The 15,305-nt window shown below is 47.5% G+C and carries 13 protein-coding genes and 2 pseudogenes; 9 read left to right on the top strand and 6 right to left on the bottom strand.

What is annotated here, in order from left to right:
* Positions 1-149 precede the first annotated feature (149 nt).
* Positions 150-539: a hypothetical protein gene (locus tag FKW19_RS13705; protein WP_089179409.1), complete on the top strand. Its 390-nt coding sequence runs from the start codon at positions 150-152 to the stop codon at positions 537-539.
* Positions 540-562: 23 nt separating this feature from the next.
* Positions 563-2,917 carry a TonB-dependent receptor domain-containing protein gene (locus FKW19_RS13700; protein WP_089179408.1) on the top strand — a complete coding sequence of 785 codons (2,355 nt, stop codon included), beginning with the start codon at positions 563-565 and terminating at the stop codon, positions 2,915-2,917.
* An 18-nt stretch (positions 2,918-2,935) separates the two neighbouring features.
* On the opposite strand, the gene FKW19_RS13695 is transcribed toward FKW19_RS13700, so the two are convergent.
* The 3 genes and pseudogenes from FKW19_RS13695 to FKW19_RS15845 form a co-directional block, all read right to left on the bottom strand.
* Complete coding sequence (locus FKW19_RS13695; RefSeq protein ID WP_238331211.1) at positions 2,936-3,505, bottom strand: SCO family protein; 570 nt, start codon at positions 3,503-3,505, stop codon at positions 2,936-2,938.
* A gap of 756 nt (positions 3,506-4,261) precedes the next feature.
* Entirely contained in the window at positions 4,262-5,623 is a 1,362-nt protein-coding gene (locus FKW19_RS13685) for an amidase (RefSeq protein WP_089179407.1), read from the bottom strand.
* Positions 5,624-5,679: 56 nt separating this feature from the next.
* Positions 5,680-5,939, bottom strand: a pseudogene (locus FKW19_RS15845) (hypothetical protein); the annotation flags it as partial.
* A 291-nt stretch (positions 5,940-6,230) separates the two neighbouring features.
* Between FKW19_RS15845 and FKW19_RS15840 the strand changes: the two are divergent.
* Positions 6,231-6,426, top strand: a pseudogene (locus tag FKW19_RS15840) (ExbD/TolR family protein); the annotation flags it as partial.
* A gap of 99 nt (positions 6,427-6,525) precedes the next feature.
* Here FKW19_RS15840 and FKW19_RS15835 read toward each other — a convergent pair.
* Together FKW19_RS15835 and FKW19_RS13665 are read right to left on the bottom strand one after the other, a co-directional pair.
* Complete coding sequence (locus FKW19_RS15835; RefSeq protein ID WP_162269446.1) at positions 6,526-6,687, bottom strand: hypothetical protein; 162 nt, start codon at positions 6,685-6,687, stop codon at positions 6,526-6,528.
* Positions 6,688-6,889: 202 nt separating this feature from the next.
* Positions 6,890-7,819, bottom strand: coding sequence for a LysR substrate-binding domain-containing protein (locus tag FKW19_RS13665; protein ID WP_089179405.1), 930 nt, complete (start codon positions 7,817-7,819; stop codon positions 6,890-6,892).
* A gap of 120 nt (positions 7,820-7,939) precedes the next feature.
* Between FKW19_RS13665 and FKW19_RS13660 the strand changes: the two genes are divergently transcribed.
* From FKW19_RS13660 to FKW19_RS13630, 6 genes are all read left to right on the top strand, one after another.
* Positions 7,940-8,809, top strand: coding sequence for a pirin family protein (locus FKW19_RS13660; protein WP_006117529.1), 870 nt, complete (start codon positions 7,940-7,942; stop codon positions 8,807-8,809).
* Between the two features lie 98 nt (positions 8,810-8,907).
* Complete coding sequence (locus tag FKW19_RS13655; RefSeq protein ID WP_089179404.1) at positions 8,908-9,480, top strand: NADPH-dependent FMN reductase; 573 nt, start codon at positions 8,908-8,910, stop codon at positions 9,478-9,480.
* Positions 9,481-9,654: 174 nt separating this feature from the next.
* On the top strand, positions 9,655-10,056 hold the full coding sequence (locus FKW19_RS13650) for a heme-binding protein (RefSeq protein WP_089179403.1): 402 nt from the start codon (positions 9,655-9,657) through the stop codon (positions 10,054-10,056).
* 24 nt (positions 10,057-10,080) lie between these two features.
* Complete coding sequence (locus FKW19_RS13645) at positions 10,081-11,316, top strand: MFS transporter (protein ID WP_006117526.1); 1,236 nt, start codon at positions 10,081-10,083, stop codon at positions 11,314-11,316.
* A gap of 480 nt (positions 11,317-11,796) precedes the next feature.
* Positions 11,797-13,188: an NAD-dependent succinate-semialdehyde dehydrogenase gene (locus tag FKW19_RS13640; protein WP_089179402.1), complete on the top strand. Its 1,392-nt coding sequence runs from the start codon at positions 11,797-11,799 to the stop codon at positions 13,186-13,188.
* A 178-nt stretch (positions 13,189-13,366) separates the two neighbouring features.
* Positions 13,367-14,659: an NAD(P)/FAD-dependent oxidoreductase gene (locus FKW19_RS13630; protein WP_063354477.1), complete on the top strand. Its 1,293-nt coding sequence runs from the start codon at positions 13,367-13,369 to the stop codon at positions 14,657-14,659.
* Here the strand turns inward: FKW19_RS13630 and FKW19_RS13625 are convergent.
* Positions 14,631-15,263, bottom strand: a complete 633-nt coding sequence (locus FKW19_RS13625) for a TetR/AcrR family transcriptional regulator (protein ID WP_089179401.1) — start codon at positions 15,261-15,263, stop codon at positions 14,631-14,633. The two genes, FKW19_RS13630 and FKW19_RS13625, sit on opposite strands and share 29 nt — an antisense overlap.
* Positions 15,264-15,305: the final 42 nt, after the last annotated feature.

The raw sequence follows: 15,305 nt of genomic DNA, 5'->3' as shown, positions 1-15,305 counted from the left end.
GCCTCAACAGGCGTCTAAATCACTAGAATAATACATAATGGTGTCCGCGGCGGGATTCGAACCCACGGCCCCAGGATTCATACCACCGAGACAAAAGCGTTGGTAAATCTGATCTGGTGAATCAGAGTAATCTACGGTAGTCATTATGGATGTTAACTCGCTCTCACAGCTTGCTTCAGTCAGTGGTCTTTTGGCCACTGGTGCTGCTTGCTCTGGTCGCGCGGCTGACATTTGGTGGAGTTGTTTCCCCGGTCGCTTTGGTTGAAGATCCACTCAAAGATCTGATAAAACTGAGTATTCTTTGCGATGATCAGAAACCGCTTTCTGATCCTGATGGACAGCATCACCACACGACAGATTCGCAGGACGATAGTTTTCTTCTTTCTGAAGTGCTTGAGCTTTTTTTACTCAGTGTTGCGTTCTGTATTTTTGCTGGGTTGATTGCTGAATGTGTGTGCCGAACATGGATGTTTGCACCTATCCGTGGGCCGCCTACGCCAAAACGTACGTCTCTCTGTCCGCAAGGACCTCCCGTCTGACCTGAAATTACAGGGCTGCTCGCGTGTTTTGGCACGCGGGCTTTTCGTGTTGTTTATTCAGGTTCAGAATCATGTTTCATGTTTATGGCACCCCTCTTCGGTTTTCCGGAGTGATGGTGGCTGTCACTCTTTTTTCCGCAGCTCAGATGGCCCATGCACGTTCTCAAATACAGCATGGTAAGCTCGTATCCCCGATGGGGAAGCAGGCAAAAACTGAACAGGTTACGGTAAAGGGAAATAGCCGCACTTCCGCAACAACGCATCCCGCAGGGCAAACAACGTACCATTCTGATCGCGGCAACTTTGGTAATCAGGTCGGGCAAAGTGTTGCGGATATGGTTGTGACCATTCCCGGCGTGAGCTTCACGCAAGGGAATGGCCCACGGGATACAGTGGTTTCTGTAAGAGGTTCGGGAGACCGTCAGTCTTACGGGTTAAAAAACCTACAGGTGCTGGAAGATGGCTTCCCGATGACACAGCCTGATGGGACCGCTCGTGCCGATCTCATCGATCCACATGCTTATGCGGGTGTGGATGTTTTTGAAGGCCCGGCATCAACTCTCTACGGCAATTATGCCATTAACGGTGCGATCAATTTTCGTACCCGAAAAGGAGCCGATATTCATGGCCTTGAGGTGGGTTCGGATTTTGGTAGCTTCGGAATGTTCAATAATTACGCAACGTTGGGGCTTGGTAATAAACATTATGATCTCATGATCTTTGGGAGTGATGTGCGGGGAAATGGGTTTATTGCCAATAGCCGTTACAACACTTCAACAGAAAACGTGCGGTTGCGTGTTAACCTCACATCATCAGATCGGCTTATCTTGAAATTTGTAAACAACGTTACGGATGCTTTTTTACCCGTGCGGCTATCGCTTAACCAGTATCGGGCCAATCCCTACCAGCAGGGATGTTATAATGCTGTAAATGCAGCAACAGGATGTGCATCCGTTAATCTGTTGGTGAATGGTCGTTACGGAACAAAGGAAGCCATGAGCCCAGAAGCTGCTGGTTTGGGCCGTTTTGACCGCCGCACAGTTGTTGGCTTGCGTTGGGAACATGATTTCAATGCGCGCACAATCTGGCGTAACCAGTTTACCTATGATCAACGCCATATTGATCAGCCGACATCGCCAGTAGCGTATGTTGGCCCGTACAATTCCTACAATGCCAGCAGCGATATAACGAACCATGCACGTCTTGGTGGTAAATCACTGGAAACTTTTGGTGGGATCAGTTTTGATTATCTCGACTTTGGCTCTCAGACTTACAATATCATGCCGCTTGGTGGGGCCACTCGTGGTGCAATGAGTTCGGAATCCTATGGGCACCAGTGGAATTTAGGTGCGCGGTTTCAGGAGGACTGGCATTTTGCCCCCAACTGGCACGTAGTGGTGGGGCTTGGGGGAACATACTCGGATATTGGGGCTACCGAGATGCTTTACAGTTATTCTGCCACAGGCCGGGATCAGCGCTATATTACGGCCAATCGCTTCTACTTCAATTTAGCTCCCGAAGGAGCATTGATTTACACACCATCAAAAAAATGGACGTTTCATACCCGTGTTGGCACTGCCTATGGAACACCGTCATCTTCAAATCTATTCATTACGCCGCAGGGGCAATATGGTAACAATACACAACTGAAAAGCCAGACAAGTGTTGGTATTGATCTTGGTGCCGATTGGCATCCATCTTCCAACATGACTATTCAGGCAACGGGTTTTTACGAATTTTATAATAATGAACTTGTTAGCCAGTCTGCCGGTGTGAATACCGTGGGGTCCTATACGTTTAATGCGCCAGCATCCCAGCATCGGGGGATTGTTTTGGGGGTGGAGTGGAAGCCGCTTCCTACAATGCTACCGGGAGGACGTATAAAGCTTAGTTATACTTATGATAATCAGGTTTATACAAATTACACTGAGGTTCTTTCAAATAGTACCGTCTCACGCAGTTTCAGTCGTAAAGGAAATTATATTCCGGGCGTGATTCCCAATTTTCTTAATGCACGTTTTTTGTACGATCAGCCTGATGGTGCCTTGGAAGGGCTTGGTGGTTACGCTGAGGTGACTTGGCGGGATTCCTACTGGCTGGATAATGCCAATCGTTTGAAAGCTCCCGGTTACGCATTGTTGAATCTGGAAGTGCATTATAATCCGCCAACACGGCTTGGGTGGGCACATCGGTTACACTGGTATTTCGAAGTGCAGAATGTTGCAAACCAAACTTATATTGCAGGGGCGACCAACATCAGTGACAGTTTGCAGAGCAACGGACAGCAGGCAACGGCGCGTATGCTCATGAATAGTACTGGTTCTATTTATGCAGGCTCACCCAGAGCGTATTTTGGTGGTGTGCGTATCCGGTTTTGATGAAGGGCTGATAAACTTTTACGATGGATGGTTTTTGGGCGGTGGCAAAAGCTGTTTAAGTTCAAGTGCAATGTGATGGGCGCTGGAATCTACCGGTATCATGCCAGCCAGGTGGTTCTGGCCGTCCATCAGATACAAGAGCGAACTATGATCCATAAGATAGCCCGCCCCATTACTTGTACGATACCGTGCGGAGACATGAAATGCAGCCATTATAGGCTGAAGTTGTGCTTCGGTTCCGGTTAGACCCACAATACGTGGTGAAAAACGTTGTATATATTCTTTTACAACAGCCGGTGTATCTCGTGCGGGGTCAACCGAGATGAAAACGGGTGTAATATTCTGCCCGAGCGGCCCGAGCTCCTCCAGTGCAGCCGATACGGTTGCAAGTGTCAGGGGACAAACATCTACGCAATGTGTGTAACCAAAGTAGATGAGCGTATAACGGCCTTGAAAATCAGTTTGTGAGACTACGTGCCCGTTTTCATCAGTCAGGGCATAAGGCCCACCAATTTGGGTATGGGAATGTGATGTTAGGACTGCCCGCAGCCCTGTTGCTGCGATAAGCAAAGCAAAGATAATTCCCATAACAGGCAAAATTGTTTTCCAATTTTGTTGGCGTGGAGAGGGAGGCTTTCTCCTGTCAGATATGGTTTTGCGTGGGCTCTTCTGGGTCATAACCACATTATAGCAAATAGCGGATATATGTGCAGCAAAGCATTATCACGGCATTATGGAAGAACCTTTTCTTGTAAGGGCCGTATATTTTGGGGAAGGATAGGAACAGGCTTTGTCCATTTAGCGCGAAACAGAACTGATGGACTTTGTTAACGGGGATGATAACGTTTTGTACACTCTTCCCATAAGCATTGTTGTTTCCATTCTGTGTAAGGCTAAATCCATCTCCGGCCAGCAGCATGGAAGTGCATTGAGAGAACAGAAGGGTTGCCAGCATATTTCATCATTGCCGCCATTGTAGAGTATTAATGCCTTCATCATGTATAGGGCCTTCAATACCGTAATTGCAGGAGCGGTTGTTGTCTGATCTATATCTGAATTGCAAAGAGATAAAAGTGATGACAACAATACTTATAATAGGTGCAAGCACAGGATTTGGTCATGAAGTTGTAATTTGATTGGCAGCAAAAGGTTGCATGGAATTAGAAAGTTACCGATGGGCTTGGTGAGCGCGCGGCTCTTGTGCAGAAATCTTACGATATCAGGCCGAGAACTCCGGCCTGATACAGTTCTCAGAATTTTATGAATAATTCTTCGGTAGCTGCTTTACAAAAAGCAGGCAGACTGTCTGCCCATTTGGCTTCCTAATTATTGTATGAGTAGTTCTTAGGAGGCCAGAATATGTTCGATCTGTGCAGCGATACGGAAAAGAATATGATCTTCCGCATGACGGCCCATAATCATGAGCCCTACCGGTGCTTCACCCATCTGATGACACGGCAAGCTGATGGCGCATAAATCAAGAAAATTGGCGATAGTGGTATTGCGCAATAAGAGCAGGTTGGTTGCCACATAACGAGTGTTATCATGCATATCGCTAATTTTGGGAGCGATAATGGGCACGGTTGGCAAAATAACAGCATCATAATGGTTCATGATATCTGCTGCCTGTTGGATTAATTTGGTTCTGCTTTGCCGTAAAGAAATGTAATCCACAGCATTCTGCTCGTAACCTCGTAGAATACGTTGCAATACAAAAGGATCGTAAACGCTACGGTGCCTTTCTAGCAAAGGTTGATGCCAAGCAAGAGATTCAGCAGCGGGAAACCCTCCCTTGCTGTTGGCTTGAGGAATTTCTTTAAGGGGTGGGCAGGTAAATGTTTCCAGCATAACGCCGTTTTTGGAAAGTCTGCGTAAACAATTTTCCCATGTATGGGCAACTGTGTCATCCATATCTTCCATAACAGAAGTGCTAAGAATACCTAGGCGAAGTGTGCTGCCTTCTCGTCCGGTTGGAGCATCCTGTATACGAAGTGTTCCGGTTGCCATCAGGCTATCTGTAGCCCAACAGCACTTTACGGTGCGGCCAATACTTCCAATGGAATCCAAAGTAGAAGAAAGAGGAACTGTACCTTTGGTAGAAATGCGGCGTGCAGTGGGCTTAAAGCCAACAAGGCCGGTAAGTGCTGCTGGAATACGACAGGAGCCGCCTGTATCGCTGCCAATGCCTACAAATGCCATGTTGTCTGAGACCGAAATGGCAGATCCAGAAGAAGATCCTCCGGGAATGTGTTTTTCTTGCCTGTGCCATGGATTGGCCGGAGTGCCAAAATGCGGATTGATGCCAATGCCCGAGAAAGCAAATTCGGTCATGGTCGTTCTGCCAATACTAATAAGTCCTGCTTGCTTCAGGCGTTCAATAGCAGGCGCGTCCATGCTTGCAGGCGGGGCATCTGCTAACACCATGGAGCCAGCTCTGGTAATGGAACCAGCTTCATCAAAGAGATCCTTAACAGAGATGGGGAGCCCAGCTAAAGGAGATGGCGCTTGTCCCTGACACCGCAATCTATCTATGGCATCGGCTTGCCTGCGCGCAGCCGTAGCATGCACAGATACGAAGGTGCGCGCTCCTTCTCCATGAGGTTCTGCAATGTTGTCTAAAGCATTTTCTACCAGTTTGCGGGCTGTTGTGCGGTTATCAGCAAGTGCCTGCGCTGCATGAAACATGGAAGAGAAGGAAGAGGGCATCGGGCAGTTCCGTGTTTATTGGCTGTCGATCCATGACAGGAATAGATTTAAGTGTATCATGGTTGGCCTATAGCCAAAGCAAAAGACAGGCAATGCAAGCTTAATGTGAATATCTGCTTTTGCGACATCACCATGCTTTTGGCCAATTCAATAAGAATATTTCTAACAGCAACAGAGTTCATACACGCGGGATTTGCCTAGAACAATCACTTTGCTGGCAACAGACCAAGGCAGAATAGTAAAACCAATGCCAGTAGCAACAGTATCCTGAAGTGTTAGAAGTGCCTTCAACTTCTGCCACAATATACGGTTTCATCTATTTGCGTGCCAAGCTCTATTGCCAATACTCAGCAAGGTTTTGCCAAATATGCGTCCTATTTTTCGTATGGGTTCAGCAGTGGGGTGTATTATGTGAAAACCCCTTTGAATTTCTAAAAAAGGGGATGTGTTCACATTTAATATTTTAGAATCACGACTGATATACCTTGGGTTGTTCAAACAGATAATCCAAGCCAGCACAAAAACAGCGAGATCATAATGTAGAATATTTCAGAACATTTCGAAAATCTGGAAAGTCATGCTGCTTCCCCCTCAGTCGCTACCTCCACCACCGCCTAGCACGGAAGAAACTCCTGTGGTGACGTTGATTGTGGACTTTGATAGCTCGTTGATGTGGAATGGCCAGCCAGTCAGAATTCCATCTCCAACCCAACCGTCTGGCAGACTACAAAACCGTCATCCATGTCATGGCCGACGCACAGCGCCTCGGCGTTACAAAACTCGGAATCGTCGGGCAGGAATAGTTCGCAAACGGTAAAAGATAGGAGATGGGAAACACTCTCTTTAAGATTTTTCACTTAAAGAGAGTGCCATTTTACAAGGCGCGTTAAAAACAAACATATTTATTTTTTGGGTTTTTTAGTGGGTTTTTCAGGTGGTTCTCTATCTCCGGTAAAACCACTTCTGGACGGTGGGTCACTTGCAGGAAAGCTTTCATCTAAAGCTTCATCAAGTTTTTTATCTTGAGCTTGTTTTTTGCTGTCTTTGTTTTTCTTTTCGGCCATAACAAACCTCATACATATGACTGTGGAAACAAGCCGCACCAAAAATGACAGAATTTTTGAGTGTCTGCCTGATTGGTGTAGGGCGTTTAGATACAACGTTCCCGGCAAGTAAGGTTTCCGTTTTTGAGCATCTGAAAAATGATTTTGTTTTCTGCTAATCAGATTATAAGAACTGAGAGGTCTGTTTTGTAGATATACTTTTTTATGCAGAGGGTATTTTAAAAATTTCTGTGGCCAAGTTACGTTGGGCACGGCATTCTTTCGCCAGAAAATCTAGCAAAGCGCGAACAGCGGGAACAAGCCCGCGACGAGATGGAAACACAGCGTGAATAATACCAGCTTGCGGATGCCAGTCTGGAAGAACGCGCATCAGGTGACCTGCCTCAATATCTTGCCAAACCATCATGGTGGGCATTTGCACAATACCAGCACCTACAAGGGCAGCTTCGCGCAGCACAGCCATATCGTCTGTTGCCAATCGTGGTTCATGAAAAATGGTGGCTGTTTGTCCTTCCTGATTTTCCAGTAACCATGAGTGTGAACCCGGTGTGGTATGAAAATCCAAGCTGGGAAAGGCGTTTAAATCTGCCGGGGAAGATAGTGGGTGCGGCACAAGGGTTGGTGCTGCAATCAAACACTGCGTACTGGTATCAAGCGTGCGCATAACAAGATCTGATGAAGCAATGGGCGGAAACCGCACGCGTATTGCAAGGTCCATACCTTCTTTCAGGACATCTACGCGCCGGTTGGTGCTTTCAAGTTGTAGCGTTACGGCTGGATACAGCATGATAAAGCGGGCAAGTAAGGCACCAAACTGAAAATTCAGCAAAGCTACAGGGCAGCTTAAGCGCACAAGCCCACAGGGTTCGGTTTGAAGCTGGGCTACAGATCGTTCTGCCGTATCTGCTTTTTCCAACATGGCAATACAGTGTTCATAAAATCGGTGTCCTGTTTCCGTAACGCTGAAATGGCGTGAGGAGCGTTGGATCAGGCGCGTATGCAGGCGCTCTTCAAGAAGGCGGATACGGCGGCTGAGGAGAGATTTTTGTAGGCCAGTTGCACGAGCCGCCGCTGAAAATCCACCATATTTTACAACCTGTACAAAATATCCAAAGTCATTCAGGTCTCTCATCGTCCCACCTATGAAACGCAATGTTTTATTTAGGAATCTTTATGCGACGATAAGAAGAGCGCATGTTTCGTGTCAACAAAAGGCGCATAAAGCGCTCTTGCTTCAGACAGGACAAAAGTCATGCAGAAGAAAATTCTTGGTCGTTATGGAAATGAGCGTGGACACTGGGTAGGTGATGGTTTTCCTGTACGCTCTCTGTTTTCCTATACGGATTTTGGTGAGCACCTCAGCCCGTTTCTACTGTTAGACTATGCAGGCCCGCATAAATTTGCGCCAACAGATACACGGCGCGGTGTAGGCCAGCATCCACATAAAGGGTTTGAAACCGTTACAATTGTTTATGATGGTGAAGTGGAGCACCGTGATTCATCTGGCGGTGGTGGCATTATTGGCCCTGGTGATGTGCAGTGGATGACAGCCGGTAACGGCATCCAGCACGAGGAATTTCATTCTCCAGCTTATGCAAAAGCTGGGGGAGATTTTCGGATGGTGCAGTTATGGGTCAATTTGCCAGCTCAAGATAAAGGTGCGCCAGCAGGCTATCAAACCCTACAGGCTGCGGAAATTCCAACCATTGCATTGCCGGATAATACGGGCAGCCTGCGGATTATCGCGGGAGACTATGAAGGTGAGCATGGGCCTGCGCGCATTTTCTCTCCACTTAACGTGTGGGATGGAAAGCTGGAAGAGGGCGCGCACGTCACGCTTTCTCTCCCTGCGGGGCATAATGCCGCTATTGTTTCGCTTGAAGGAAAGTTGATTGTAAATGGCGCAGAGGAAGTAGGAAACGCACAATTTGTGCTGTTGGATCAGGAAGGCGCAGAGGTAACATTACAAGCTACCAAAGCTTCCAGCTTTCTTATTTTAACTGGTGCGCCTTTGAATGAACCTATTGCCGGATATGGGCCCTTTGTCATGAACACGCGGGAGGAAATCCGTCAGGCAATTGAAGATTTTAACAGTGGGCGTTTTGGCAACATTTCAGACTGATATATCGTGGCATGTATCGCAACGATCATGCAGCTTGCACGTCATGTCAGCCATGACAGGCTATTTTTTCAATAAACACTTCAAGGCAGGACAGAAGCATGACACAGGAAAAAGAACATCTACATTTTGTAACTGTATTAGGGAGCCTGCGTAAGGCATCTTATAACGGTATTGTGGCGCGCACGTTACCTGCATTGGCTCCAGATGGAATAACTATTTCAGCGCTTGGTTCTATCGCTGATTTTCCGCATTATAATCAGGATGTGCAGGAGCAGGGTTTTCCTGCTTCTGTGCTAACAATGGGGGAGCAGATCAGGGCAGCAGATGGCGTTATTATTGTAACGCCAGAATATAATTATTCCGTGCCGGGTGTGCTTAAAAATGCGCTTGATTGGCTTTCTCGCCTCACGCAGCAACCGTTTGCGCGCAAACCCGTCGCGCTTCAAACAGTCTCACCGGGCATGATTGGTGGCGCCCGTGCGCAGTATCATATACGCCAGAGCATGGTGTTTATGGATGCCCTTGTGTTGAATAGGCCGGAAGTTATGATCGGTCAGGCAGCGGATAAATTTGATACAGATAAGCTGGAACTGACAGACGAGAAAACACGCGCTTTTCTCACGCGCCAGATACAGGCCTTGGCAGATCTGGCACGCAGGGAACAAAAATAGACTATCTGGAGATTTGTGAGGCTAAAGATAAAAATTAATAAGGGCCTCACGCTTCATTTATAATAAGAATATGTTCATTATCGTTAAATAAATGTGTTTTGTGTATAATTTCTCTTTCATTTAAGAGCGAGATGAGTAGTCTGCGCGCTTTTCTTCGTGCAGGAGTTCTGTTTTATGAAGCTTTCTTTGACTTTATCTATGCTAGATGCTGCCTTGGCAGAGGCGCGTCGGCTTGAAGTAAGCGTATGTGTGTCCATTGTGGATGCCGCAGCATGGCCAGTGGTTTTTGCTCGGATGGATGAAGCACCTTTAGGTGTGGTTGATGTGAGCCAAAAAAAGGCGCGCACAGCAGCTTTGTTCCAGATGGACAGTGCGGACTTTGCCGCAAAAGGCCGCCCGGATGGTGAGGCCTATACGCTGGAGAATACAAACGGCGGTTTAACCAGCTTTGGCGGTGGGCTGGTGATTAAAGCCGCAGATGGCTCTTTTTTAGGTGCCATAGGTGTTTCTGGTGCCAAAACGGAAGATGATATTGCAATTGCCCGTGTTGCAATGAAACAGGCCGTAAAGAACTGAAATTTCTTATTTTTGAGTTTTTAAATGACAACTGCTCCTCAGCCTCCTCCCGTACCGACCTCGTTTATTGAACCGCCTCATGGGCGTGCTGCCGCTTTATTCATTCTTACTTTCGGCACTTTTGTTGTTGGAACAGGTGAATTTGCCATTATGGGCATGCTGCCAGAATTTGCTCGTTCCTTACATCTGTCTGCGGCAGATGCAGGATATGCCATTACGGCATATGCTCTGGGCGTGGTAATTGGCGCACCGCTTATTACCATTCTGGGCGCGCGCCTTTCCCGTCGGGAACTGCTTCTTTCTTTATTGGTGTTGTTTTGTTTCGGGAATTTCCTAAGCATTTGCATGCCCACGCCAGAGTTGGTTGAAGTTGCACGGTTTATTACCGGCCTGCCGCATGGGGCATTGTTTGGTATTTCTGCGCTTGTTGCGGCTTCAATGGTAGAGCGCTCTCGCCGTGGGTGGGCTGTGGGGCGGGTTCTGTCTGGCATTGCCATTTCTACTCTGGTAGGCGCACCGTTTTCTACATTTGCAGCGGATCATTTCGGCTGGCGTGTGGCGTACCTTATTATTGGTCTGTTTGGTTGTATTACCTTTTTGGGGGTATGGCGCTATATCCCAGCAGACCAGCCCAACCGCAAAAACTCACCACTTAAAGAAGTTGCTGCTATGGGTAACACTCAGGTTTTGCTTACGTTGCTGGCAGCCGCTATTGGCTTTGGCGGCATGTTTGCCATTTATACCTATCTTACCAGTATCTTGCAGAATGTAACCCATGTGCCGGAATGGTCTGTCATGCTTTACATGGTTATTTGGGGCATGGGCATGCTGGTTGGAGCAAATGCAGGTGCGTGGCTTGTAGATCGTAAATTGGATCTGGCTGCAATTCTTGCGCTTGGTGGCAGTGCTGTTGTTATGTTGGGTTTTTCTACGGTGTTACATCAGCCGTTGCTTTTGGCGCTTGCTGTCTTTCTTATCCCTACATTTGTAAATGGCTTGGGGCCAGCCTTGCAAACACGTCTGATGGATTTTGCAGGGGATGCCCAAACTTTGGCGGCTTCCCTCAACCACTCTGCATTTAATATTGCTAATGCATTAGGGGCAGCATTGGGCAGTATGCTGCTGGCGCATCAGTTTGGATATTCTGCGCTAGGCATTGGTGGGGCTATTCTTTCAGCAGGTGGCCTGGTTGTGTATTTGCTGGCAATTCTGGTGTTGCGCCGGAGCGGGCAGAAGGAAATCAGGCAACCTATTTCCTGAATAGGAATGTTAGAGTGTTATAACAAATAAGGTTTTAACGCTTTATACTCTTGTTCTACATTGAGTTCTGCACGAACGCTTTAAGCTGGAAGGCTCATATGCCTTCCAGCTTTTTTGTATCTATTGTGTGCCAACAGGCATGGAGTTGGGCAGGGGAGAGAGCCTGCTTAAGCTGGATTTATACGAACCCACCATAAATAGGATAAGAGTTATAAGACGACTGGTCTAATTATAAATTGACTTCATCTATATCCATTCATATACAGATAACCAGAACAGGCCATACAGATTCGGTAGGAATATTTCCAGTTTGTATATGGATTTTTGCCATCAGAAGTTTTCCTGCCCGATAAAAGTTGACCGGTCTATTTTTTGGATGAGGAAAACGATGCCACACATTGGAGCATTCTGCTCTGCCGGGTGCATGCCGCATTTGCGGGCTCGTTCTGCTTTTTCCATTTCACTGTTCACGAGGTAAAAATGGCGTACGCGACAACCAATCCCTACACCGGGGAAGTTCTTGCTAATTTTCCTGAAGCTACAGATCAGGAAGTCCAGACCGCACTGTCCGAAGCTCATGCCGCTTTTGAAAAATGGCGTGATACCTCCTTTGCTGAACGCGCTCGTATTATGAATGCCGCAGCTGCCATTCTGCGTCGTGATGTTGATAAGTATGCTCGTCTGGGCACGCTGGAAATGGGCAAGCTGTTTGCAGAGTCCAAAGCAGAAGTTATTCTTTCTGCTGAAATTTTCGAATACTATGCAAAATATGCAGAAGAACTTCTGAAGCCGGAATCTCTGCCGGTTGCTGATCCGGCAGAAGGTAAGGCTGTTCTGGTGCACGAACCTCTTGGTATCGTGCTGGCAATTGAGCCATGGAACTTCCCATTCTATCAGGTTGTCCGCATTATTGCGCCGCAGCTTTCTGCTGGTAACGCTGTTCTGCTTAAGCACGCTTCCAACCTGCCGCAGTGCGCTGCTGCTTGTGAAGAGCTGATGAACGAAGCTGGCCTGCCAAAAGGTCTGTTCCGTAACCTTTATACAGCACGTCGCCATACGGAAGTTATCCTGAACGATCCCCGCGTTTGCGGTGTGGCTCTGACAGGTTCTGAAGGCGCAGGCACCATTATTGCTGGTGTTGCAGGTAAAGCCCTGAAAAAGGCTACCATGGAACTGGGCGGCGCAGACGCCTTTATTGTTCTGGATGATGCTGACGTAGAAAAAGCAGCTAAATGGGCTGTTATTGGCCGCCATTGGAATGCTGGTCAGGTGTGTGTATCTGCAAAGCGTCTGATTGTTGCTGATGCAGTTTATGATCGCTTTCTGGAACTGTACAAAAAGGGTGTTTCCGAGCTGAAAGCTGGTGACCCGATGGATCCTTCCACAACGCTGGCACCGGTGTGCTCCAAAGACGCTATGGATGATCTGCACCGCCAGGTGACGGAAGCCATCAAGCACGGTGCAAAGGTTGAAGTGATTGGGCCAGAAGTGCCCGGTAAAGGCACTTTCTTCCGTCCGCTGCTGATGACTGGTTTGGATGGCAACAACGAAGCCCGCCATTGGGAATTCTTTGGCCCGGTAACGCAGTTGTATCGTGCAAAAGATGAAAACGATGCAATCCGTATCGCCAATGATTCACCTTATGGTCTGGGTGGTGCTGTCTTCACCAAAGACGAAGCACGTGGCGCACGTGTGGCTGCAAAAATCCGCACAGGCATGGTGTTCATCAACCATCCGCTGGTGCCTAAGGCAGATCTGCCCTTCGGTGGCATTAAAAACTCCGGTTATGGGCGTGAACTGATTGGTCTTGGTATCAAAGAGTTTGTGAACCACAAGCTGATCAACACGGTCGATATCGACGCACCGTTCTGATCATACTGTTAGCGGGCGCCTGTAAAGGTGCCCGCTTGCACAGAATACGCATAGTATAAAAATATAAGTAAATAGAATTATATAGTGTAGTAATAAAATAATTCTTTTTAATAAAAATATTCATTCAAAAACATAACGTTATCTCCCGCTTACTTCCTGAAAGAGGCATGTAAACCTGATGTCGTCCAAGTCTGAAATTCTTATTGTCGGTGGCGGAGTGGCAGGACTTGCCCTTGCAACGCGTCTGGGTAAAACACTTGGCCGGCACGGAAAAGCACGTATCACACTTATTGATAAAAGCTTTTCACACGTATGGAAGCCCATGCTGCATTGCTTTGCTGCTGGCACAGTGCAGAATGAAAACGACCGCATCAGTTTTATGGCTCAGGCCAGCAGCCATAATTTTGAATTCTGGCCGGGTGAAGTTGTCTCTATTGATAGAGATAAGCGGGAAGTTGTTTTAAGCCCCTTACATGCATCAGATGGCAGCAAGGTTCTGGATAGCCGAACCATGACATATGATGCCATTGTCCTGTCTATCGGAAGCCGCGCCAATGATTTTGGCACGCCCGGTGTGCTGGAAAACTGTCTGTTTATTGATAACCTTGTTGAAGCAAATGCTTTTAATGAAAAGTTCAGAATGGAAATTCTGAAGTCATTTGCTGATAATTCTGAACTGGATATTGCTATTGTTGGGGGCGGTGCCACAGGCACCCAGCTTGCAGCTGAACTTCATAAATCTCTCGAAATTGTTGACCCAGTAAGCTTGCATGCTTTCGGTAAGGCACCGCCAAAACTCAGCATTACGCTGTTGCAGTCTGGCGCCCGTATCCTGCCTGCTTTTCCGGAATCTGTTTCAATGGCCGCGCAACAGGAACTGGAGCGGATTGGTGTAAATGTGCGCACATCTGCCCGCGTTGCTGCAGCAGATGCTACGGGCTTTACGCTTAAAGATGGCACACACGTACCAGCAACACTGCGGGTATGGGCTGCTGGTGTTAAGGCTCCGGCGGTAACAAAAACCTATGGTGGTCTTTCTCTAAGCCGCTCTGGCCAGATCAACGTAAAACCCAATCTGTGCTCTGTTGATGATGACCGTATTTTTGCAATGGGGGATTGCTCCTATATTGTAGATGATCCGCTACCCGCTACGGCACAGGTTGCCCGTCAGCAGGCGCATCATTTGGCGCAACATCTGCCTGCATGGCTGGAAAGTGGTAAGGAAGTACCTTCCTGCATTTTCCATAACAAAGGCGCTATTGTGGCACTGGGTAATTACAATGGCTGGGCAGCACTACCGGGTGGCCGGGTTATGGGGGGTGGTATGTTGCACGGGCTTTCTGCACGTATGGGGCATATTATGCTGTATCGTCAGCACCAGATAGAGCTGTTTGGCTGGGTGCGCGGTTTGGCGTCTATCTTTGCTGATATGGTAGAAACCGTTATTCGCCCTTCTGTGCGCTTGGATTAAGTTGATCTGCTGTGCAACCAAGAAGAGTGTACGAAGTTTGCCATGCTTCATCCAAAGGATGGGATGAATGCGTAATTTTCGTCATCAAGGTTGCACCCAGCCAGAGCTGATAGAGCGATGATGCGAGTTTGTGGGCGGGCAGGGAGGATTGTAGAGATCCGTCCTGCAGCCCAGTTTTAATGACCTGAGAGAGATGAGAAATAACAGAAGCAGTGCCGGTTTCCATAATACGGCGCATGCGTTCTGATATATCAGATACTTCTGCAGCAAGTTTAACGATGAGGCATTTATCTCCAACCTGCCCCTTGATATGGGAGCGGCGCCAGAAATCCAGATAAGAAAATAACTTCTGTGCGCCGTTTTTATCTGGTGTGGAAAAGAGTGCATGAATATTTATTAAATAATCATGCATATAAGAGCGCAGAAGTTCCTCTCCAAATGCCTCTTTAGATGCAAAATAATGGTAAAATGAGCCTTTAGGGATGCCCGCAACTTCCAGAATTTGCGAAAGCCCGACAGCCGAAAATCCGCGCTCAGCAATAAGCGCGCGTGCAGAATCTACAATTTTCTTTTTTGCGATATCATGTTTTGTAGGCGTATTCATGGGCGCGGAAATATCCTGATTTCTTTCAAAAAAGTTTATATG

The sequence above is a fragment of the Acetobacter sp. DmW_125128 genome (assembly GCF_008704325.1).
GTDB classification, from domain to species: Bacteria; Pseudomonadota; Alphaproteobacteria; order Acetobacterales; family Acetobacteraceae; genus Acetobacter; species Acetobacter oryzifermentans.
The sequence above is the reverse complement of the archived record's forward strand: the minus strand, read 5'-3'. Positions and strand labels throughout refer to the sequence as shown.

What these genes read in the sequence shown, in the direction of transcription:
- FKW19_RS15835 (WP_162269446.1), bottom strand. Translation starts at nt 6,687, where the DNA reads ATGGCCGAAAAGAAAAACAAAGACAGCAAAAAACAAGCTCAAGATAAA.
- FKW19_RS13660 (WP_006117529.1), top strand. Translation starts at nt 7,940, where the DNA reads ATGCAGAAGAAAATTCTTGGTCGTTATGGAAATGAGCGTGGACACTGG.
- FKW19_RS13640 (WP_089179402.1), top strand. Translation starts at nt 11,797, where the DNA reads ATGGCGTACGCGACAACCAATCCCTACACCGGGGAAGTTCTTGCTAAT.
- FKW19_RS13650 (WP_089179403.1), top strand. Translation starts at nt 9,655, where the DNA reads ATGAAGCTTTCTTTGACTTTATCTATGCTAGATGCTGCCTTGGCAGAG.
- FKW19_RS13705 (WP_089179409.1), top strand. Translation starts at nt 150, where the DNA reads ATGTTAACTCGCTCTCACAGCTTGCTTCAGTCAGTGGTCTTTTGGCCA.
- FKW19_RS13645 (WP_006117526.1), top strand. Translation starts at nt 10,081, where the DNA reads ATGACAACTGCTCCTCAGCCTCCTCCCGTACCGACCTCGTTTATTGAA.
- FKW19_RS13625 (WP_089179401.1), bottom strand. Translation starts at nt 15,263, where the DNA reads ATGAATACGCCTACAAAACATGATATCGCAAAAAAGAAAATTGTAGAT.
- FKW19_RS13665 (WP_089179405.1), bottom strand. Translation starts at nt 7,819, where the DNA reads ATGAGAGACCTGAATGACTTTGGATATTTTGTACAGGTTGTAAAATAT.
- FKW19_RS13655 (WP_089179404.1), top strand. Translation starts at nt 8,908, where the DNA reads ATGACACAGGAAAAAGAACATCTACATTTTGTAACTGTATTAGGGAGC.
- FKW19_RS13630 (WP_063354477.1), top strand. Translation starts at nt 13,367, where the DNA reads ATGTCGTCCAAGTCTGAAATTCTTATTGTCGGTGGCGGAGTGGCAGGA.
- FKW19_RS13685 (WP_089179407.1), bottom strand. Translation starts at nt 5,623, where the DNA reads ATGCCCTCTTCCTTCTCTTCCATGTTTCATGCAGCGCAGGCACTTGCT.
- FKW19_RS13695 (WP_238331211.1), bottom strand. Translation starts at nt 3,505, where the DNA reads ATGGGAATTATCTTTGCTTTGCTTATCGCAGCAACAGGGCTGCGGGCA.